The 21781-nt window shown below is 41.1% G+C and carries 22 protein-coding genes; 12 read left to right on the top strand and 10 right to left on the bottom strand.

Annotated features, from left to right (window positions below):
• The first annotated feature begins 113 nt into the window (after positions 1-113).
• Together LI82_RS00230 and thrC are read left to right on the top strand one after the other, a co-directional pair.
• Positions 114-545 (top strand): DUF61 family protein, encoded by a 432-nt coding sequence (locus LI82_RS00230; protein ID WP_048192973.1) that lies wholly within the window; start codon positions 114-116, stop codon positions 543-545.
• Between the two features lie 179 nt (positions 546-724).
• On the top strand, positions 725-2068 hold the full coding sequence (thrC, locus tag LI82_RS00225) for a threonine synthase (RefSeq protein WP_048192972.1): 1344 nt from the start codon (positions 725-727) through the stop codon (positions 2066-2068).
• 67 nt (positions 2069-2135) lie between these two features.
• Here the strand turns inward: thrC and LI82_RS00220 are convergent, their stop codons facing one another.
• The gene (locus tag LI82_RS00220; protein WP_048192971.1) at positions 2136-3254 is read right to left on the bottom strand and encodes a cytochrome c3 family protein; all 1119 of its coding nucleotides are present in this window, start codon (positions 3252-3254) and stop codon (positions 2136-2138) included.
• A 176-nt stretch (positions 3255-3430) separates the two neighbouring features.
• Between LI82_RS00220 and LI82_RS00215 the strand changes: the two genes are divergently transcribed.
• Entirely contained in the window at positions 3431-4363 is a 933-nt protein-coding gene (locus LI82_RS00215; RefSeq protein ID WP_048192970.1) for a nucleoside recognition domain-containing protein, read from the top strand.
• 89 nt (positions 4364-4452) lie between these two features.
• Here LI82_RS00215 and LI82_RS00210 read toward each other — a convergent pair whose 3' ends face one another.
• The 3 genes from LI82_RS00210 to LI82_RS00200 form a co-directional block, all read right to left on the bottom strand.
• Entirely contained in the window at positions 4453-5277 is an 825-nt protein-coding gene (locus LI82_RS00210; RefSeq protein WP_048192969.1) for a DUF4097 family beta strand repeat-containing protein, read from the bottom strand.
• 316 nt (positions 5278-5593) lie between these two features.
• The gene (locus LI82_RS00205) at positions 5594-5800 is read right to left on the bottom strand and encodes a hypothetical protein (RefSeq protein WP_048192968.1); all 207 of its coding nucleotides are present in this window, start codon (positions 5798-5800) and stop codon (positions 5594-5596) included.
• Positions 5801-6149: 349 nt separating this feature from the next.
• Positions 6150-6998 (bottom strand): DMT family transporter, encoded by an 849-nt coding sequence (locus tag LI82_RS00200; RefSeq protein WP_048192967.1) that lies wholly within the window; start codon positions 6996-6998, stop codon positions 6150-6152.
• Between the two features lie 607 nt (positions 6999-7605).
• Here LI82_RS00200 and LI82_RS00195 point away from each other — a divergent pair.
• The gene (locus LI82_RS00195; RefSeq protein WP_048192966.1) at positions 7606-8682 is read left to right on the top strand and encodes a KamA family radical SAM protein; all 1077 of its coding nucleotides are present in this window, start codon (positions 7606-7608) and stop codon (positions 8680-8682) included.
• Between the two features lie 120 nt (positions 8683-8802).
• Here the strand turns inward: LI82_RS00195 and LI82_RS00190 are convergent, their stop codons facing one another.
• On the bottom strand, positions 8803-10341 hold the full coding sequence (locus LI82_RS00190; protein WP_048192965.1) for a SulP family inorganic anion transporter: 1539 nt from the start codon (positions 10339-10341) through the stop codon (positions 8803-8805).
• Positions 10342-10461: 120 nt separating this feature from the next.
• Here LI82_RS00190 and LI82_RS12845 point away from each other — a divergent pair, with 120 nt between their 5' ends.
• Positions 10462-10644, top strand: coding sequence for a hypothetical protein (locus LI82_RS12845; protein ID WP_135607287.1), 183 nt, complete (start codon positions 10462-10464; stop codon positions 10642-10644).
• Positions 10645-10768: 124 nt separating this feature from the next.
• Here the strand turns inward: LI82_RS12845 and LI82_RS00185 are convergent, their stop codons facing one another.
• Positions 10769-11686: a pirin family protein gene (locus LI82_RS00185; protein ID WP_048193093.1), complete on the bottom strand. Its 918-nt coding sequence runs from the start codon at positions 11684-11686 to the stop codon at positions 10769-10771.
• A 151-nt stretch (positions 11687-11837) separates the two neighbouring features.
• Between LI82_RS00185 and LI82_RS00180 the strand changes: the two genes are divergently transcribed.
• On the top strand, positions 11838-12662 hold the full coding sequence (locus tag LI82_RS00180) for a nitroreductase family protein (protein ID WP_048192964.1): 825 nt from the start codon (positions 11838-11840) through the stop codon (positions 12660-12662).
• 248 nt (positions 12663-12910) lie between these two features.
• On the top strand, positions 12911-13453 hold the full coding sequence (locus tag LI82_RS00170) for a cache domain-containing protein (RefSeq protein WP_048192962.1): 543 nt from the start codon (positions 12911-12913) through the stop codon (positions 13451-13453).
• Between the two features lie 306 nt (positions 13454-13759).
• On the opposite strand, the gene mtaA is transcribed toward LI82_RS00170, so the two are convergent.
• Positions 13760-14794, bottom strand: coding sequence for a methylcobamide:CoM methyltransferase MtaA (mtaA, locus tag LI82_RS00165; RefSeq protein ID WP_048192961.1), 1035 nt, complete (start codon positions 14792-14794; stop codon positions 13760-13762).
• 202 nt (positions 14795-14996) lie between these two features.
• On the opposite strand from mtaA, the gene LI82_RS00160 reads away from it, so the two are divergent.
• Entirely contained in the window at positions 14997-15833 is an 837-nt protein-coding gene (locus LI82_RS00160) for a MerR family transcriptional regulator (RefSeq protein ID WP_048192960.1), read from the top strand.
• A 111-nt stretch (positions 15834-15944) separates the two neighbouring features.
• On the opposite strand, the gene LI82_RS00155 is transcribed toward LI82_RS00160, so the two are convergent.
• Positions 15945-16349, bottom strand: coding sequence for a cupredoxin domain-containing protein (locus LI82_RS00155; RefSeq protein ID WP_081955685.1), 405 nt, complete (start codon positions 16347-16349; stop codon positions 15945-15947).
• 253 nt (positions 16350-16602) lie between these two features.
• Between LI82_RS00155 and LI82_RS00150 the strand changes: the two genes are divergently transcribed.
• From LI82_RS00150 to LI82_RS00135, 4 genes are all read left to right on the top strand, one after another.
• Positions 16603-16887, top strand: coding sequence for a ferritin family protein (locus tag LI82_RS00150; protein ID WP_048192959.1), 285 nt, complete (start codon positions 16603-16605; stop codon positions 16885-16887).
• A 14-nt stretch (positions 16888-16901) separates the two neighbouring features.
• Entirely contained in the window at positions 16902-17171 is a 270-nt protein-coding gene (locus tag LI82_RS00145) for a ferritin family protein (RefSeq protein WP_048192958.1), read from the top strand.
• Between the two features lie 153 nt (positions 17172-17324).
• The gene (locus tag LI82_RS00140; RefSeq protein ID WP_048192957.1) at positions 17325-18815 is read left to right on the top strand and encodes a small ribosomal subunit Rsm22 family protein; all 1491 of its coding nucleotides are present in this window, start codon (positions 17325-17327) and stop codon (positions 18813-18815) included.
• A gap of 320 nt (positions 18816-19135) precedes the next feature.
• Positions 19136-19744: a hypothetical protein gene (locus LI82_RS00135; RefSeq protein WP_048192956.1), complete on the top strand. Its 609-nt coding sequence runs from the start codon at positions 19136-19138 to the stop codon at positions 19742-19744.
• Positions 19745-19905: 161 nt separating this feature from the next.
• Here the strand turns inward: LI82_RS00135 and LI82_RS00130 are convergent, their stop codons facing one another.
• Positions 19906-20661 (bottom strand): ABC transporter ATP-binding protein, encoded by a 756-nt coding sequence (locus LI82_RS00130; RefSeq protein WP_048192955.1) that lies wholly within the window; start codon positions 20659-20661, stop codon positions 19906-19908.
• The gene (locus tag LI82_RS00125) at positions 20661-21752 is read right to left on the bottom strand and encodes a FecCD family ABC transporter permease (RefSeq protein ID WP_081955684.1); all 1092 of its coding nucleotides are present in this window, start codon (positions 21750-21752) and stop codon (positions 20661-20663) included. Before LI82_RS00125 ends, LI82_RS00130 begins: the two co-directional genes overlap by 1 nt.
• Positions 21753-21781 lie beyond the last annotated feature (29 nt).

The raw sequence follows: 21781 nt of genomic DNA, 5'->3' as shown, positions 1-21781 counted from the left end.
TATAGTGGCAAGCACTAGAAATTAATCTAAAGAACAGCATATGGAACTATAATGCTAATGACGGACATCATTATCTAACAACCGTTCTCAATAGCAATATCGAAGTGAGCGATATGTCAGGAAGACTGCCGGATCCGGATGACTCCGGTATCATGAGATGGATGAGGTTGGAGGTGGGCAAGATCAACAAGGAGATCGTTGCTGAGAGAAAAACCCTTTCTCAGTTGCTTAAGGAGGAGATACCATCCTCAAAGACAAAGGGTGGTAATGAGCATTTATTTGATAAAAAAGTACTAACTCTTCTTGAAGAGCAACTACCAGCAGAGCTTCATGGAAAGCTTCGCCTCCCTATTCTTTTCTTTCTCGACAACCGTGTGACAGACAGTAGTTTTCTTAATGATGAGACTGCTGCCAGATCCCTGCAGATCCTGGGGGAACTAAGCAAGTTCCGCAGTTTTAGTAAAGGAAGGCTCTGGGTTGGTAAGAGCATTGCCTATTCTATCATGCGAAAGTATCCCATTGTAGTGCAGATCGTAATGGGATGAATTCAGTAATGCAATGACCTTAAGGAATAAAAGCCCATAAATACACCAGGTATGTAATGCTTATATAGGATACATCGAATTAACGTTCAGAAAATAAACTTATCAATATCATCGATTCCCTGGATCAACTCGATAACGAACCAATACAACCAGCGGATCAAAACAAGAGTCCTGATAATATGAAACTCTACAGCACTAATCTCAACGCAGAAGAAGTAAATTTTGAAACTGCACTCATCACAGGTCTTGCTCCCGACAAAGGCCTTTACATGCCAAAGACTCTTCCACATTTCTCTGAAGAGGATCTCGTAGCCTTAAAGGACGAAGAGTATCCTGAGATCGCTTTCCAGCTGCTTAAAAAGATACTTGAGGGCGAGATCGATGAGGAATCTCTCAAAGCGATAACCTATGATGCTTATGACTATGAAGTACCACTGGAAGAGGTAAATGAGAACACATACATAATGAGGCTTGACCGGGGTCCAACTGCATCCTTCAAGGACTTTGCAGCCCGTATGATGGCAAGGCTCATGCAGTTCTATCTCAAGAAGGAGAACAAGGAGCTGACCATACTTACAGCAACTTCCGGAGATACAGGAAGTGCAGTTGCTCATGCATTCTATGGTCTTGACAACATCAAGGTCATCGTACTGTTCCCTGAAACAGAGGTCTCAGACCGCCAGAGAAAGCAGATGACTACCCTTAACAAGAACATTTCTGCACTGGCAATAGACGGAAAGTTCGATGACTGCCAGGCAATGGTCAAGCAGGCGTTTGCAGACAGTGAGCTCAAACACCTGAACCTTTCATCAGCAAATTCCATTAACATAGGCCGTCTGGTTCCACAGACACTCTATTACTTCTATTCCTACCTGAAGCTGAGGAATTACCCTGAGGAGATCATATTCTCCATACCATCAGGCAACTTCGGTAACATGATGGGCTGTGTGCTGGCAAAGAACATGGGCGTGCCTATCAAAAAGATAATCGCTTCTGTTAACGAGAACGATGAGGTCCCGGGTTTCCTTAATTCCGGCGAATATGAAAAGATCGTTCCTTCAAAGAACTGCATCTCAAACGCAATGAACGTTGGTCACCCAAGCAACCTTGCCAGGCTCATCGCGATCTATGGCGGGGAAATGGATGAGCAGGGCAATATCAACAAGCTTCCTGACATGGACAGATTGAACGGTGATATCTATTCAACGTCTGTTACCGACGAAGAAACCAAAGCAGTGGTCAAAGAGTTCTTCGAGGAGCACAACATCTGTATTGAGCCTCATGGTGCTGTTGGCATTAAGGGCCTGATGGATTATCGTGCAAGCACCAATGACAACACGCTTGCAGTGACACTGGAAACTGCTCATCCTGCAAAGTTCCCTGCAGAAGTAATGTCTGCTATCGGAATTGAGCCAGAACCTCCTCAGAGTCTGAAAGAGATCGAGGGAAGAGAGGAACACATGGAATTCCTGGATACGGATTATGAGAAGTTCAAGAGTTATTTGAAGGAAAGGCTTGAGTGAAGCCTTTTTTTTAATTAATTTTCTATTTTATTTCTTAAACTAATTTTTAATAAATATCTGAGCTTTTTCACTTCCGTTTCATCAACAAATAAACAGCCAGTATTCCTATAATTGCTAAATAAGGAACTAAACCTGGGGTATCCTCACTATCACTTTCCTCCTCGATAGGAGCTTCAGCAATCCTGTTAATAGTCTCCTGTGAAAGGAACGATCCACCGGCACCGAGTATCACTCCGTCATTTTCACCAACGAATATCTCAGTGTTCTCATGGCAGAATTCACAATCCTTTGCTTCGGTGGTGGTTGTGTGAGGGACCCATTCAGCAAATGCCGTATGTGTAGAATTGTTGTAGGATGCGGTCATGTTGATGAATGGTTTGATGGTTCCTTCAACTGATCTTGCAAGGTGGAACTTGCTAACATCTATCCTATCCAGCTGACCTGTTTCAAGATGGCAGTTCTCACATGTGATGACCCAGCCGGAATGGCAGGCTGAGCAGTCGAGTTTGCCTTCATGTATGCTGTGTGCAGGACTATCAGGGTAATATTGTGTAACGGCCATGCCATTAACCTCCTTTTCAGGGTCCGTGTGGCATTCCGCACAGGTCACTTTCACAGCTTCCATCTGTGACTCGTATGCAACCCCATCACCATGGACCTCTTCTGCTGTATGGCAATCGGTGCATTCCAGTTCCTTTTCATAGTGGACATCCGGATTGGGAGCTACATCCTTGTGTGCAGGTAATTCTCCCTGGAAATATGAGGTCTGCTTCTTGAAGTGACACTGGTCACAGGTTTCTATAGTAATGTCGCCACCATGTCCTCCTTCGACTGTGTGACATGATGTACAGGAGGATGCATGGCAAGCAGAACAGCCTCTTTCCTCATAGAAGGTGTGCATGTCAATTCCAAATTCGCCTGCTGCACCTTTCTCATATTCTCCTTTCATACCGCTGCCGGTGTAGTGGAGTGAAGAAGAAAAATTGGTGATAATGTCTGCATGACAGGGCTGACAACTTTCAAAGCCAGATTCCGTTCCTGTTTCCTCGACAGCAAAAGCAACATTTACTGCCATGATGCATAAGACCGAGACCATTACAAGAACGATAGCTACTGTACAATGTTTGGATAATGTCTTTCCGGAAATATTGGTGAATATTCTGCTTAGTTGAAACCCCTGGCTCATTAGCACTCCCCCTGCCAATATTAAATATGTATTGTGATACATTTAATCTTGCTGTGATACGTAATCCATCCTTGAATTAATACCTCATTTAATAGTCTTTCATTTTCCGCTTCAGTCTATACTTATTTTGTAAGAACACGTAAGACTCTTATCTGATATAGGGTATATGACCGCCAATGTGGATCGATGGATTATATGCAGCATTTGAATATCTCATCAAGGTGATCCCGCCGATCGTTATCGGAACTCTGATAATGGATATCATGGTGGAGATGGGCTGGGTGAACAAGCTGGGCTTTATAGCATCCCCTCTCATGCGTTTTGGTCACCTGAGGGAAGAGATCGGCCTGAGCTTTCTCACATCCTTTGGTTCTTCAGCTGCTGGAAACTCAATGATCGCAAAACTGCATGATGATAATCACATCGATAGAAAAGAGACCATCATAGCGACAATGGTAAATTCCTTCCCTTCAGGCATCGTACTCTCAAGAGATCTTCTGCCCGTGATGGTCATATTGCTTGGTACCACCGGCCTCATCTATCTGGGGATAGTGGTGCTCATAGGATTCCTGAAAACACTACTGGCACTAATAGCTGCACGTATTCTTCTAACACCCCGGCCTTCGGGAAATATCCACCGCAATACAGAAAAGATCAGTTTCCGGGAAGCTTCTGTGAAGTCCTTGAAAAGGTCTCGTAGATCTCTGACAAGGATCGTCCTGACCATGACCATTGTATCGATCGTAGTATTCCAGCTGATGGATACAGGTCTTTTTGACTGGGCAGCATCTATAATGAAAAATTCATTCATGATCCGATATGTGCCTGCTGAAGGCCTTCCCATAATCGCTGGCTGGTTTGCCAGCAATATTGCTGCATTTACCATAGCAGGAAATCTTTTGGATACCGGGATGCTTTCTTCCAAAGATGTGATCCTTGCACTTCTCATCGGAAGAATACTGGCAGGTGTTGCAAGGATAAGGACCATGCTGCCTTATTATGTGGGGATATTCAGTCCGAATCTGGGTGTGAGGATAATGGTCGTATCGCTGGTCATGCAGAATGGCATCATGCTAGGAATAGTGGGTTTCATCTTTGTGTTATTCTAATGGAAACAACCTATCCCGACAACACAAAAATAAGATATACAAATAAAAGTGAAATCTAAAAATAAATATGAAACAGAAATGAACCCTGATCAAACGATAAGTTTGTTAAGGTTCACATTTCCATTTGTTGTCTTTATACTTATTTTACTTCCACCTTCACCAAGGATCCCTTCTACATGAGTTGATTCCAGCTTTGTTACTACCAATTCCACTTCATTCATTGAAATCTGGCCATTGGTTGTTTCCACTTCTATCTCAGCATCCAAAGACGGATCGATATGGATTATGACCGCTCCATTAGTGCATCTGATGTCGAGATCGTTTTTAATGTCAAGTATCTGGGCTTCTATTTTTCCATTAGTGGTCTTCAGGTCGTTGATACCTGTTGTTCTTTGTATGTCCAGTGCACCATTGCTTGATCTTGCAGTTATGTAACCTTCGACGTTGGTTATAGTCACAGCTCCATTAGTGGTTATGGCTGTAGTATTTCCCTTTGTGTCTGAGATCACTATGTTTCCATTGGTTGTTTCTATAATATCAACTGTAACATTTTCCGGAACTTTGATCTTCATATCAACTGAGACTCTGACATTTTCAATAGGGGGATATTTTGTTTCCACTTTTAACACATCATCGATCTCATTGACAATAATATGGACTTTTTCAAGTTCATCTTCGCCATAATTTGTTCTTTTGATAGCTTCCAATTCGACTTTATCGCCATCCCAGCTATCGATCTCGATCTGTCCGTTTATGTTGTTAACGGCTAAGGTTGTGTTATTATCTGCTTCATAATCTCCGCTGAAATATTCAATTTTTTCAGCTCCAAAGTCCGGTCCGTAGGTCGTGCAGCCTGAAACAGCAGCTACGATCAATGTTGAAAATAATAGGAATGTGATCTGGTATTTGTTCATTGCAGAAGCCCCCAATAAGAATTGGGGACAGTTAATAATAAATCTATCTGTTGAATACTCTCTACAAATTCGTTACCTATTATTAAACACTCCACAAATCAGCTAAATCTTCAAAATAGCAGTGTCTCGTATCCTTTCAGAAATTATTTCCATCATTTATCAAGTCGAATTTTCTTTGTCCAAATTCTGCAATCCATTCTTCATTTAGCATTTTAGTCTCATCGGTCGATGAATTATAAATTGTTAGAACATTTCCAGTTTCAAAATAATTAATATCCACAACTGTTCCTGAAAAGCTACGACTGGCTGTATTAAACTATTTCGATGTACTTACATTTTCACCAATTTTAAATACATAATCATTTTCGACTTTAAAGTTATCAGATATATTATTTTTATTTCCAAAAGACAGTTTTGTGTTATTTTCAAATGACATTTCTATATTATTTATCCCTAAAGTATATCCTAAAATAAACATAGAATTCAATACAAGAAACAACAACAAAATGTTTTTTAGTTTCATTTCATCCCCTCAATTTCTTTCAATTTTTTCAATATACGATTTACACATTTTCCTATTAAAGTTCTTTACTTCATAAGGAAATATGTGCGTTGATAACCCAATTCACCGCTGAAATCTCTGGCACCTCACGATATAGCTGCCATAAGTCCAAAGAAAACCATCAGAAATTCAGCAGGTACTACACATTTATTCTCTTAGAATAAATATATTATTGAAGTAATTTGGATTTATACTTTCCGCTTTCTGTATGATATATTTTTAAAAGCGAAATCATTTAATTACTATATGGTCACGAATTTCGAGAAGATGATTTCTACAGAGCCAAAATATCAGAAATTTTCATCTAAGCTCAAGCCGAGATGAACACAATAGCAATAAGTGCAGCAGCTACACCAATCCATTGCTTTAGGGAAAGTTTTTCCTTGAGTATCAGCCATGCAAGTAAGACTGTTCCTGCAGGGTAAAGTGAAGATATAATGGATGCTATGTCGAGCCTACCTGCCTGGGAAGCCAGTGCAAAAAAGGTGTTTCCTCCTGTATCAAAAACTCCTGCAATGATTATTATCGGAAGGACATTTTTTGGTGGTAAGTAGACCTGTTTGCTTAATGCGATAAATACGATCAATGTTATCACGGCTGCGATCCTTGCAGCGGTAAGGGGCCAGAGTACAGCCGTATCACTAACTTTGTCAATTGATATGAAGAATAGTCCGAATCCGGTTCCGGCGATCAATGGAAGTATAAGGTCTGTGCGTTCGATCTTGCTGCTCTCATCTCCTCCGCCGGCAATGAGCCAGACTGCTACAAGTGCAAAAACAAACCCGACCAGTTGATGAACAGCAGGCAATCCTTCATAGAATGTACCATAGATGGCTGGTACGGTAGCAGCTACAACCGCGGAAATTGGTGCAACAAATCCCATTCTTCCCTGTGAAAGACCACGATAAAGTGCCAGAAGTCCGATGCTGATGAAAACTCCGGCAACAGCTCCCCATATCATACCGCCAAGAGGTGGCATTTCTTCTGCCATCAGATGGGCTGAAGCTGCAAGAAGGAATACTCCGACTGCCTGAGTTATCAGGACAACACTATAGACATTCGCACGTTTAGAGGCGAACCCGCCGCTGAAATCTCCGGCACCCCAGGATATGGCTGCCATAAGTCCAAAGAAAACCACAAGGAATTCAGCAGGTATCATGTATTTTGTCCTCTGGAATAACTATAATGTTGAAGCTATTTGGGTTTATGCCTCTTATTTTTATTTTTTGAGAATATTGTATTTATCGAATTATGACTAATATCTATATGGGGATTATAACTTGGATTTTACAATTTAGGGCTTTCTATGATCCATATCCAGAAGAAATACAGGGTTGATGCAGAAGAGGTCAATGAAGGTAATGTATGCAGGATCGAGATAACTCTGATAATGTAAAAAAAGTCTGTTGTGGGCACAAGGAAAAGAAAAGAAAAGAAAAGAAAATTATGAATATTTGATGGGTTAGTGAACCAAAGGATATGCAGTTGTCAAATGCAAAGGAATATTCGATCGAGAATAGAATTCTTAGTGTATTTATCGAGATATGATCTGCAAATTGCTTTATGTGACATGCTCCAAATATTTATATATATTGACTTTTAATGTTATAGCGGGTGGCATTTGTAGTTTTCAAATGCGTTTTAACTTTAACAACTGTAGTGGTTTATAAAAATCCCTTCATATTTTGGATTTCAATATTTATTGATTTCTACAATAAAATGTATATTTTATGACCCCTACCTTTGACCAAGGAGTATTCACTATAATGAGTGAAGAATGGAAAGATCAAATAAACAACCAAATCAATACCTTAGAAAAGCTCGAAGAAATAATAAATTTAACAGATTCTGAAAAAGAAGCCATCAATACCCTTGATACACGCTGGGGTACCACACCTTATTTTGCTTCTCTTATGGACAAAGATGATCCCGAATGTCCTATCAGAAAACAAGTGATCCCTTCTCTTGAAGAAAAACATAATAAGTATGGGATGCACGATTATCTTGTCTGGAAGGAAAACAGGGCCACCGATGAAGTGCGCCCTGACAGTATAGCCAGACAATATAAGGACAGGATCGCTTTTACAGTATTCAAGAAATGTGGGATCTATTGTCGTCATTGTTTCAGGAAAGAACTAGTTGTTGACCACGATCTGGAACTTGATTTCAATATCGATGAAGGTCTTGAATGGATCAGTCAGCATGAAGAGATCCGGGATGTCCTGATAACTGGTGGAGATCCGCTTTTGTTATCCGATGATAAGATCGAATACATTATCGCAAGTCTCCGTGCAATTCCACACATTGAAATGATACGTATTGGGTCACGTTTGCCTATTGTCCTGCCACAAAGGATCACTGAAGACCTGAAAAGGATACTTGGCGGTTATCATGATGTGCCTATCTGGCTGAACACTCAGTGTAATCATCCCAAAGAGATTACCGAGAAAACAAAACGTGCGGTATATGACCTCGTTTCATCAGGTGTTAATGTAGGAAACCAGGCAGTTCTCCTTAAAGGTATCAATGATGATGTGAAGGCCATACGTGAACTTCATCAGAAATTGCTTACTGCAAGGATAAGGCCATACTATCTGTTCTATTGTGAACCTGCACCAGGTATAGATCATTTTCGTACACCTGTTGAAAAGGGAGCTGAACTTATACGTGACGGACTCAGAGGCCATACTACAGGACTTGCTCAGCCAATGTATGTCATAGCTACAAATATTGGTAAGATTCCGTTGATGCCTGATTATTACATCATGGACAAAACTGATGAGAAGTATATCCTGAAAAATCATCGCGGTGAACTGACAGAGTTCCCGAACATCCCTGAGTGATCTGAGTATCTAACTATAAAACATAAAATGCCAGCTCTGCTGGCATCAATATGTTGAAGATGACATTCTTTGCGATTTTTCAATTGAAAGGTATCGACCTTCTACATTGTAATGTGTTTCTTATCCCAGTATATCAGAAGGTACTTTGTAATGCGGATCTTCCCAGTGATTGACATCAATTATGGCAGATGCATTATCCAGCAGTACCAGACAATCTTCGCTTAAGTGTCGAAGATGGACCTTTTTACCAACCTTTGCATAGCGTTCAGTTATCTTATTCAACGCTTCGATGGCAGAATGGTCAGCAACTCTTGATTCTTTGAGATCGATTATTATCTCGTCAGGGTCATTTAATACATCGAATTTATTTTGGAATTCAGTAACTGAACCAAAGAATAACGGGCCAAAAAATTCGTAATGTTTGATCCCGTTATCATCAATTATTTCCCTTGCACGGACAAGTTTTGCATTTTCCCATGCAAAAGCCAGTGCAGAAATAACGACACCTGCGATCACAGCTACTGCAAGGTTGTGGTAAATGACGGTTATGCCTGCAACGACCACCATAACAAGTACGTCTGTAATGGGTACTTTTCTGAATATCTTTAATGATGCCCATTCGAATGTTCCGATGGCAACCACGAACATCACACCAACCAATGCTGCCATTGGTATCTTTTCGATAAGAGGGGCACCTACTAGTACAATAAGTAATAGGCCCACAGCTGCAACGATCCCTGAGGTTCTGTTTCTGGCACCTGAGTTTATGTTGATGAGACTCTGTCCTATCATGGCACATCCGCCCATGCCTCCAAAGAGTCCGCAAACAAAGTTGGCAATACCCTGTGCAACACTTTCTTTATTTGCCCTGCTTCTTGTTTCTGTCATTTCATCGATCACTGTCAGTGTCAACAGACTTTCGATCAATCCGACCAATGCCATGACGAGTGAATACGGGAAAACAATTTTCAGTGTTTCCAGATTTAGTGGAACCTGTGGTATGTGGAATTCAGGAAAACCGCCTGCAATTGATGCAATATCACCAACTGTTCTTGTCTGGACCTGGAAATAGATGACAATAGCTGAAACAACTATAATTGCAGTTAGTGAAGCAGGAACTGCTTTTGTTAATTTTGGCATTATATAGATAATACCCATGGTCAATCCCACTAAACCTAACATGACCAGAAGTGTCTGTCCTCCCAGCCAATGTTCGATCCCATTAATATCAGTAAATTTGAACTGGGAAAGCTGGGCCATGAAGATCACGATTGCCAGCCCATTTACAAAGCCGAACATTACTGCATGTGGTACAAGCCGAATAAATTTACCCAACTTAAAAAATCCAATGGTCATTTGAATAATACCCATCAGAATTACAGCAGCGAAAAGATACTCAACTCCGTGCCTGATCACCAGGGCTACAACTACAACTGCGATTGCACCCGTAGCACCTGATATCATTCCCGGTCTGCCACCGATAATTGCGGTTATTAATCCAATGATGAATGCAGAATAGAGTCCAACCAATGGACTTACATTTGCTATTATTGAGAAGGCTACAGCTTCAGGCACAAGTGCCAGTGAAACTGTCATCCCGGATAATACCTCATTTTTGAAATTCAATTGATCGTTCTTTAGTTGTTCTATAAATGCCATATTTATACCAAATTTTAAAGATTGCTATGCACCCGTAAGTTATGCCAACGGTTGAAACTGAAAAGTGCCAAAATAAATTTTGGAACTTAATGATAATGTAATTCCAGATCGAGGAATCTGGTGATTACTTATCTGGATAGGGAATGTTGTGAATTATCAAAGGAAAAAACAAGCAGGCCTCTAATAATAGCATCACAAAGAACTATTATCGGTTCCGGGCCAGAAGTTATTGCAAAGGCAATTGGAAGTGCTACAATTGCTAGAATAAAACCTGTTTTTAGATCATTCAGGAATGATCTATGATATATTTCTCGAATTCCATTATTTCGATCCTTTTAGAGATCTCCTGTTAAAGTTATCAGGGTTCGTAAAACATACTTTCAGTATATAAATGTAATCATTCTTTGGAAATTAAAAAAAGAGTGGGTCAATCTGAATTACCCGACTTAATAAAAGTCCCATTCCTGTATTCTTCAAAAGCCACCTTCAATTCTTCCTGCGTGTTCATCACGATCGGACCATACCAGGCAACCGGCTCATTGATGGGCTTACCCGAAATAAGCAGGAATCTCAATCCTTTATTTCCCGCCGTTGCTACTATTTCATCACCATCATCGAACATAACCAGATTCTCAGGTCCGATCGTTGATGATTCATTGAGATCAAAATATTTTGAACCCTCCACTTCGAAGGAATATGGTTCCTGATCTTTTCCAAAAGAGCCTTCACCTTCGAGAACATAGGCAAATACAGTATATCCGGTCTTTGTCGGATGTGAAAATGATGTTTCAGGAGGAATTGTAATATCCAGATATTCCGGATCGGTTACAATGTCCTGTACGGGACCCTTTGTACCATTAACTTCACCGCAAATGACCTTGATCCGGATACCATTATTCATTGGCACTTCCGGTATCTGCTCGCTCTTAACTTCCTGATATCGTGGTTCCATCATTTTATGGGATGCCGGTAGATTGGCCCAAAGCTGGAATCCCCAGAGAGTTGTTCCTTCCTGACTCTTTGGCATTTCCTGATGAACGATCCCGCTTCCGGCGGTCATCCATTGAACATCCCCTGACTCAATGACCCCCTTGTTCCCCATGCTGTCTCCGTGTTCAACTTCTCCGGACAACATATAGGTTATTGTCTCAATCCCTCTGTGAGGATGCCAGGGGAAACCCATAATGTATTCTTTCGGATCATCCGAATGAAAATCGTCAAGCAGTAGAAAAGGGTCCAGTTGCGGTACATGATTGAATCCAAAGGCTCTTTTCAGGTGAACTCCTGCTCCTTCAATGGTCGGCATGCTTTTCATTATCTTTTTGATGGATCTTGTAACTCCCATGATAATTCCCCATAATGTATGCTTGGCTGATGTTATATGAGAGTTTTCTATGTCTGTTTCCATTATTATTTTCCATTCAACAGATGAAAAGCTTATAACCTTCAGCGACCAACATTGAATGGATATATTTTTTGGGAGCTGAGGTGACTTAATGACTGTGATATCAATTGAACCAGAATTGTGTACGAATTGTGAGATATGCGTAGAAATCTGTCCGATGTCTATAATCCTTCCTTCAAAGGAAGGCGAAACCCCTTACTCACCTGAAGATGCTGCTGAATATTGTGCAAAATGTGGGCATTGCGAGGTATTCTGTCCTGAAGGTGCTATCTCTACTTTGTTTGATTCAACTTACTATCAGCTTCAGGATGATGAATTTCCTACCATACCCCCTTCAGAGCTAGGCAAATACATGGTAATGCGCCGCTCTATCAGGAGCTACAAGGACGAATCCGTCGACAAGGACACAATAGAGAAAATACTTGATATTTCCCGCTATGCTCCTTCCGGAATGAACAAGCAGCCTGTACACTGGACCATCGTTCATGATCCTGAGGATGTGAAAAAGATCGCCGGTTTGAGCATCGACTGGATGCGTGAGGTTGTTGCAAGTGAAGAAGATCATCCTCTCAAACCACTAATGCCGGGTCTGATCTCTGCCTATGAAATGGGCGTGGATCCTATATGCAGGGGAGCCCCTCATCTGGTAATAGCACATACACCAGCTGAGAGCCCGACCGGTTACACTGACAGTATCATAGCACTTTCGTGGTTCGAACTTGCAGCACAAGTCTTTGAGGTCGGAACATGCTGGGCAGGATTCCTTGCCATTGCAGCTGCATCTTACAAACCACTGATTGATGAACTGGAACTTCCTCAAGGGAATGCGATCCAGTATTGCATGATGTTTGGACACCCTGAACACAAGGTGAAGGGAATTCCGGGAAGGGAGCCTCCAAGAGTGACGTGGAAATAAAAAAGATAGTTCCTTATAGATCGATCTCTGGAGAAGGCAGCTCTTTAAGTTTAGAGCTTGCCTTTCTCCAGACATATGGTACAACATTTCTAATAATCAACTTCTGTTATCTGAATGGTGGAGGTACTAAGCTTTTAATGTTCATGGAGGCTAGAAATATGGTTGTGATTATAAGAAAATTATGGCGAATTCTGAAGCAATCTCGAAAGGGACAATTTTTTAATTGATACTATCCCTAATTCCGATGTATGAGAGCTTATAATATTCTTCTTGTAATTACACTCGTGCTGATGGCTATTCTTGGTGCTGGATGCACGGACACCAATCCCGAACCTTCTCAGAATCAATCGGAAGCATCGTTGACCGGCACATTGTCTCCAGACCTCAGTTCCACTGCATCTCCAGAGGAACTCATTGCATTCGTCGAGAATGCTTACGAATATGCGAACGTTCAAGGACAGGAAGCCGCCCTTCGCGAATTCAACAACCAGACTGGTCAGTTCGTTGACGGCGAACTCTACATCTTTGCCTACGATATAGATGGCACCACACTGGCTCTTCCATTCCAGCCTGAGATAATCGGGACGGACCGATGGAACATCACAGATGCGAACGGTACAGCATATATCCAGGAAATGGCAGCCACCGCACAGTCCAACGGGAGTCTCTTCCGGTATCTCTATGTAGACCCTGCAGATAACTTCACGGTCAAACAAAAACTCAGTTACGTTATGATGGTGGACGATGAGTGGTTCCTCGGAGCTGGTATATACGATTCGCAGGCTGTGTGAGGACACCCCCAGATCCTCATGGTATGAGGGAGTTTAAAATTCTTGTAGGGGATAGATAGAATGGGATTAGATGGAGAGAAAGTAAAGTAATGTAAAGTAAGGCATTCCGAGATCGCGGACTTCACCGACCAAAATAGTACGTTATCCGCGACAAATTTTTATTTTTATAGTTTATCTAAAAATGTTATATGTATTTGTATGGAAAATTCTATCTTTTCAAAATCCATCGAAACCGGATCTTATATTTAACGCAGTTATTCTTTAGTAGTCTGTGAATGCTAAAATGATGGATGTAATATGATCCTATTACCCCTCTTTCTCCAGATAATATTCATCTCTTGAATCAACGAACGCCTTCAAATTATTAAGTGAGGTATGCGGAGCTAATCCACATCCGGGTGCAAGTATATCGATACCATCGTCAATACATGCTTTTGCCTCTTCCTTTAGCTTTTCCGGAGGCATTCCAAGAAGCGTATGTACAGGTGATATATTTCCTATCAGGCAGGCTTTGTTCCCGATGATGCTCTTTGCATATCCGACATCGACCTTTTCCTCGATACTTATGCCGTCAAAGCCGGAAGTTGACAGAGGCTCGAGGATATCGGAAGCATCTCCGCAAATGTGTGCAATTGTCTTCCCGTGCACTTTCTGATTGAGTCTCTTATACTCGTCCAATATCATCGTTTCGAAGAACTCAGGCGGTATCAGGTCAGGTCCGGCTTCGGAATCGGGAAGGCAGATCACATCAGCCCCATGTTCTAAAAGAGCATTGGAATATTCTATACATATATCAGTGCCGATCGTGAGCAGTTCCTTTATGGTGTCGGGTTTTGAAATAAACCACATGAGGTAGTTCCTTGCACCAACCAGTGACATTGCAAGTGCTGCCGGTCCGAGCATCCCTGCAACTATCGGGATGTCATCACTAACTCGTTCTTTAACGATATCTGTTGTTTTCAGGAGAGTTGCTACCCTTTCACATTCAAGGAGATTCTCAGGGATGTCCAGATCGTTCACATCTTTCGATTTTTTACAGGGGAAATCAACGATCGATGGCTGTGTATCATAAGTTCCTTCGATTATCTTGCATCCAAGTGTCTGTGGAATGTCCGTCCCATCAAAAGGATAGCGTACTGCTTCAAGTCCTGCGACCTCATGTCCTGCAATTGCAAGGGTTGCCATTTTCTCTGCATCAAAATGTGCTTCCGGCCATTTTGCACCTGTGATCTCCATAAGTTGAATAGTGCCTGTCTGGGTAACTGAACAGACCGGAACTTTGTCTACATCTTTGCATTCTAAAGCTCGCATGAACCTTTCTTTTGGTGTTAGATCTGTCAATTTAAACCCTCTATTTTTGTTAGTGATGCTCAGTTTTACGAATTATTTATCCTTGAATGAATGTATGTTTTAAATAGGGCTTATTTTAATGTTCTGTTTTTTGTTACTTTAACGTCTTTTATTTCAATCTTAGTTGAAAACTCTCCCCCGCGTCAGAAAAAATTCTCTTATATACTTTAAAACCGATCATCTATTGAGCACAATGAAATTCGATCGAATACCAATTGGCAAATTCTCCTTAATGACACACTTAACCCAAAAAGCTCTCAGGCTATACGACCAGAAAGGGCTTCTTGTCCCCGAAGCAAAAGATGCTTTCTCGGGCTACCGATGCTACAGTTATCCTCAAATCGAGAGGGGGGTTAAGATCCGGATACTCTCATGGATGGGATTCGGTCTGGATGAAATATCCTCTTTGTTAGAGGCAGAAAATCAAAGGGATGGTGAATTCATTGGTGGGATGATGCAAAAAAGATATACTGAAACCCAGCTGGAGATAAGGAGACTCCAAAAAATACAGAATCTTTTGCTCAATCAGACAGATACACTGGAGTTGATCAGCATGTCAGTATCAGAACCAATTACAAAAGAAATACCAAAGATGCGTGTACTTAGTATGCGTGAAACAGGAAGTTATGAAGTAACGATCGGAAAACTGATCGGTGAATTATTTGGGTTTGTTGAAAATTCAAGTGGTACAGGTAAGACCATTAAGTTGACTGGTCCGGCAATGTTCCTTTGTCACGATAAAGAATATAAGGAAAACGATGCGGATATAGAAGTTTCACTGCCGATCTCAGGAAATCTTGGCTTGGAAACACCCTCTATTACCCTTAAGACACTTCCTGCTATCAAAGCAGTATCTGTGATCCATAAAGGACCATATCAGGAAGTAGATGTTGCGTATTCCCGTATTTTCGAATATATGGCTGAAAATGGGATGGAACAGGCAGGTCCTTCAAGAGCTCTTTATCTTAATGATCCGAATGATGTTTCAGAGGAAGAATTATTGACAGAAGTACAGGTCCCTATAAGATAAGATAAGATAAGATAAGATGAGATCTCACTAAAATAAAGTGGCAGAATAAAATAGGATGGATGGAATTTCCATCCATTTTTATCCAAAATACTCAGTTTTCAGGCGATCATTTTAAGCTTCTACTGTAATCTCTCCTTCCATATATGGATGGAAAGTGCATATATAACCAAAAATTCCTTCTTCTTCGAAAGTAAAGCTGAAACTTTCACCTTTTGAAAGACTTCCTGAATCGAAGCCTTCATCACTTGAGGTGGCTGTGTGTGCTGCTGAATCCATATTGATCCATGTGACAGTGTCACCAACTGATATCTGAAGTGTGGCAGGTTTGAACTCAAAGTCCTCGATCAGAACCTCATGGTCCTTTGACAGAGTTTCATCGATATCATCGGCTACTTTTACCTCATCTTCAGCATCCTCGACAATGTTTTCTTCTGTTGTGGCTTTATCCGTATCTTCAGGTGTGGTTATATCTGTTTCCTGTACAGGTTGTTCACTATCCTGTACACATCCTGCCATTAATATTGTCGTCAATAGGACGATAAATAGAATTAATGCTCTCATCATAAGTCCCCCTTGATTATTTCTAAATTAACTAAATTTAGGTTAACATCAATAATATGCATTTTCCCAACGAAAGTCTTGCGAAATTTATTAATAGTTAAGTTGATGATATTTGATTGGGAGTTTTATCGAGTTGTGGCATTTTTGTTTTTGTTTAAATGCTTACTATGATCGACTCGATATCATCATAGCTTTAAAGGGTGCAAACATGCTATCAAAAATACCGATCGACTTTTCAAAAGTAGCTGCTGAAGATGTCAATAAAGAGATTCTGAGGCTTGGGATAATTGCCGAGTTGGATGCTATAAGTCTCTATGAGCAAATGGCTGCTCTTACAGATAATGTTGAAGTAAAACGAGTCCTTCTGGATGTTGCAAAAGAAGAAAAGACTCACGTGGGTGAGTTCCAGACACTTTTACTCAAAGAAGATGAACAGCAGGACTATGAGCTAAAGATGGGCAAAAGGGAAGTTGAAGAAAAGCTCGAAAAATAAAGGAGGCTCCTGTAATGTTATCAGAAATACCTATTGAACTTGAAAAAGTGGATAAGAAAAATATTGACAAGGAACTCATGAGGCTTTCCATGATAGCTGAATTGGATGCTGTCAACCTTTATGAGCAAATGGCTGCTCTGACCGATGATGAAGATCTCAGGGCGATACTTCTTGATATCGCAAGAGAAGAGATGATCCATGTGGCCATGTTCGAGACGGTACTGATGGAAGTGGATGATGAATACCTGAAGGTGCTTGGCGAATACTCCCTTGCAAGGAGCTGATTTTTATACTTAATCATTGTTTGAAGAAGTTCGAAGGATCTCACCCCATCTTGAGATCTCGATGAACTTTTCTTCTATCTAATTCTTCATTTCTGTTCTTTTTTCTTCTTTTCCCAAAATGCTTTAATTACTTGCGATCCTTCCTCTCAAAAGATGCCCCAAAATAATATACTCTCCGTGCTGAAGTACGTCTCACGTATGAACAAGGAGTTCATGCTATCGGAGATAAAAGATTACATAGAAGAAGAGATGTCAACACAGGACATCTACCAAGTCGTATCACCATTTTTATTTGATCTTAAGATCAATGCAACACCTCAGGATGAAGATTTCAGGATGACTCGTGCTCTCATTAAAGAAAAGCTGGAGCTTACAGTTGAAGAGCAGGGTAGGACCAGGTCATTCTTCAGGTCTCCTGTTGTCTCAAAACAACTCCAGAAGGATATTGAGCAGTACATCGAATATAAGACTACAAAGGACTGGGACGACCCTCTGGTTCTGGAAAAAATAAGAAAAGCGATAGTAGCACAGAAGAATGCTTACTGGAAATCAGGAAAGTCCAGGAATATCTCTTATGAAAAAGGCTATAGCATCCTTGCCTATCTTGCTTATCAGTTTCCGGTCTATTTCGTACAGTTCGAACACATCCTTTACAGTATGGCACTTGATGGTATGCTGAAGACAAGGATGAAGATCCTTGACATCGGCACCGGTCCGGGTACAGTACCACTTTCTATTATTGACTTCTACAAGCGACTCGACGTTGCAGAAGCATCTATCCATAGCGTTGAACTCTATGATGAGAATATCGAGGCATATGATCACATCGTGCCGGAATATGCAAAGAACAAAGCAAGAGTGTCCGTGGAAAAACCCATTAAAGCCAATATTGTGGACCTTAAGCCTGAGGACCTACCTGATAACATCGACCTGATGGTATTCTCCAACGTTCTCAATGAGATCAAAGAGCTTACAATCAAGGAGAAAGCAGAGCTTGTCAAAAAACTGTCCGAGAAGCTCACAGGCGATGGTAACATTGTTCTTATCGAGCCTGCGGACAGGGTTAATTCAACTGAGTTCAGGAAGCTTACCCTTGCTCTTAAGCATCTTGGTCTTGGGATCTATAGTCCATGTTCCTTTATCTGGTGCAGAGGCTGTAACCCTGACGAGTGCTGGAGCTTTGAGCAGAAAGAGGATATCAAGCCACCTGTCCTTATGTCAAAACTCGCGGAATGCGAGGAGCCTTTCAGGTACCTTAACACTGATATCAAATATTCATATGCCATAATGAGAAAGGATAATTTGTCCAAAGTAAGCTACAAGGTACCACTAAAAGCAAAATTTGCCAGATTGTCTGATATGAAAAAGTATGTTGACAAACGCATTAACGTTGTTTGTTCCCTCATGTCCGGAGATCTTGGTGACAATAAATATTCCGTCTATAAGTTATGTGATGGAACTTCAAATAAGCAGGTATATGCTGTCTTACCTTCACATAATGTCGTTTATGAAAATGCGCTTCTCAAAGAGGAAAGTTATGGAAATGTTCTTGAGCTCCATAATGTCCTTGTTAAGTACAACAAAGATAAAGGTGCATACAATCTGCTTTTGAGCAAACAAAGCATTGTTAAAAAGGTGAAGTAATATTCTCAGCCTTTTTTATTTACTTCACTCAACTTTACTTTTCTTTTTTTCTGATTGTCTTTTTAATATTATTTTAATTTGAGTCTCCTTGCTTTCGAATTTAAACTATTTTTAGTGTCTATTGAACATGATTTCAAATAAAAAATGGCACCTTGTCTTCTCCCTTTCTTTATAAGGGCTTACGGGTATATTTTTATCCTTATTTTCTAAATCAATAAAACAAGACTTAAATATGATTGAATTACAATACTATATATTGGTTTTTTTAGTAAAAATACTGGTATTTCATAGGGGGTTATACCATATCATACGAAGACACAATGGACAAAGTGAGGATCAAGCTAAATTCCACAAGGGGTATCGATCAAATAGTGCTTCTTAATAATGTGGACCGAAAGAAAATAATTGAACTGGAGGGGGAGGATGAAAAGGTCAAATCAGTTCTCTTCGGTAAAAAGAACAACCTTGGTGTTAAGCAGGTTCTTGATTGTGATGTAATGATGGCTTTCCTGACGAACAAGGAGTTTGGATGGCCGGCCAATAATATCAAATTGATGCATGGCGATAAGATAATAGGCGGTGATGTGACTGATCCTGTCAAACTTCAGGAGTACCAGGAACATTCAGGTTACTGTGTTTTTGGAAATATCGTTGTAGAACTTGATAAGTTAGTAAAAAAAGGGTCTTCTGCTGATTCTATCTGTATGGTAGTTAATCCGAAACCCTTCCCTCACATAGGCCACATCCCTGGCATTTCCGATGCTCTCATGGCTTCACCTTCCCGTTTTACGGATGAATATATAAGATCAAGGTTGCAGCCTAATAGCAAAAAACACTGCATTGGTTCTTTCCTTCTGGGATTCAATATCAAAAATCACATTTTTGGGAACTCTGCAGAGTGTACTTCTGTTAAGGGTAGTGTTTATTGATCCAAGATCGGAAAAGAAGGTGAATGGATGTGGTTTTACTTCCTTTGACACATCCATTATCCTTATTTCTGCTATATCTTCTTTCGTTTAAGCTTACTTTTTTGTCATTTTTTCATTTAATTTTTCTTTTCCCGCCCTATGTAATAAATTATTATTACACATCAATCTTCATTTGGTACAACTATGCGGAATCCATTCAATTCTTCCACGGTTGCAGAAACACCGTATACCTGTTCAATAGTTTCAGGCACGACTATCTCATGTCCCCCATGGGCGAAAATGTTTCCATCCTTCAGGAAAATATACCTGTCCGCGAAACGGAGTGCAAGATTAATGTCATGCATTGTTATGACGGCAGACACTCTGTTATCTTTTACAACCTGCCTGACAGTACGTAATATCTCCAGTTGTTTTTTAAGGTCAAGACTGCTGGTCGGCTCATCAAGCAATAACAGCTTTGGTTCCTGAACGAGGGCTCTTGCTATTGCAACTCTTTGAAGTTCTCCTCCACTTATTTCATTGATGTACCTGAGTGCAAGTTTTTCAAGTTCCAGCTTCATAATGATGGACTCAACGATACGGTGATCCTTTTCTTTGATGTTCCAGCCAATATGTGGCTTCCTTCCGAGCAGGATAGCATCATAGGCAGTTAGCCTTCCGGCTTCAGACCTTTGTGGAACATAACCGATCCTCTTTGCGACCTCATGTTTTTCAAGAGAAAGGACCTCTTCACCATCAACGAAAATAGTTCCTGTAGCAGGTGGATGTATGGTATTTATGCATCTGAGAAGTGTCGATTTCCCAACACCGTTGGGACCAAGGATGGCAAGGACCTCTCCTGGTCTTAACCCGAAGTGTATTTGCTCGAGTACTTTTCTGGTCTTATAGTTAAAGCCAAGTCCTTCTACGTTCAACATTAGTGTTGATACCCCCTGATAAGTAAGTAAAGGAATAGCGGAGCACCCATAAATGCGGTCAGTATAGCTACCGGGAGCTCGTGGGGTGCGAGCATAAGGCGTGCTGCAGTGTCTGCACCAAGTAACAACAGCCCACCTGTAAGGCAGGATGCCGGCAGGAGGAATCTTTGTTCATCACCTACGAACTTGCGTGCAATATGCGGACAGACCAGCCCGACAAAACCGATCACACCCAGGAAAGCCACGACAAAAGCGGTCATAAGGGATGCTACCAGCATACCCCAGAGCCGGATCTTTTCCACGTCAACACCAAGTCCTTTGGCTGTTTCATCTCCTGCATCAATGGCATTGTAGTTCCAGCGGTTGAGGATGAAATATACCATTGAAGGAACAATGACTGCTGTCAGTATCCCGAGATCTCCCCAATCGGCTCTTCCGACATCCCCGAAGGTCCAGAAAACTACCGCTGCAAGCTGGACATCGTCTGCAAAATACTGTAAGAACATTGTACCCGCAGTAAAAAGAGATGCCAGTGCAACCCCTGTGAGGATCATAACTTCCGGGGAAGCATTCCTGTACCTTGCGATAGCTATCAGGATGAATGTGGCTATCATGGAGAACAAGAATGCAACTGCTGTTGTCATGTAAGGATTGTTCAGCATGACCGCATCTGCTCCTGTGCTTCGCATACTGCCGCTGCCAAGAACGATCACTGACAATGCTGCACCGAATGCAGCAGCATGTGATATTCCCAGCGTGTATGGTGAACCAAGCGGGTTTCGGAGGATTGACTGGAGCGCTACGCCTGCAACAGATAGCCCTATGCCTGAAACAATGGCTGTCAGTGCTCTTGGGAGGCGTATGTTCCATATAATGGTGGAAACATTTCCAACATCGTAACCCAGCAGTGCAGCCATAACATCTGTGAAAGAGATATTTGCAGCGCCTACAGCTATGGAATAGATCAGTAACAGGAACAATAGGATCGATGAGATGATCATGAAGGAGATCTTCTTTCTTATGTAATCTGTATAGGCCAAAGGAAGTGTATCTTCCTTTAGATCATCCATTTTACCTTCTATATATTCCATTTTTCCTCCGATATTCTCCAGGTTCCACT

Source organism: Methanococcoides methylutens (assembly GCF_000765475.1).
GTDB classification, from domain to species: domain Archaea; phylum Halobacteriota; class Methanosarcinia; order Methanosarcinales; family Methanosarcinaceae; genus Methanococcoides; species Methanococcoides methylutens.
The sequence above is the reverse complement of the archived record's forward strand: the minus strand, read 5'-3'. Positions and strand labels throughout refer to the sequence as shown.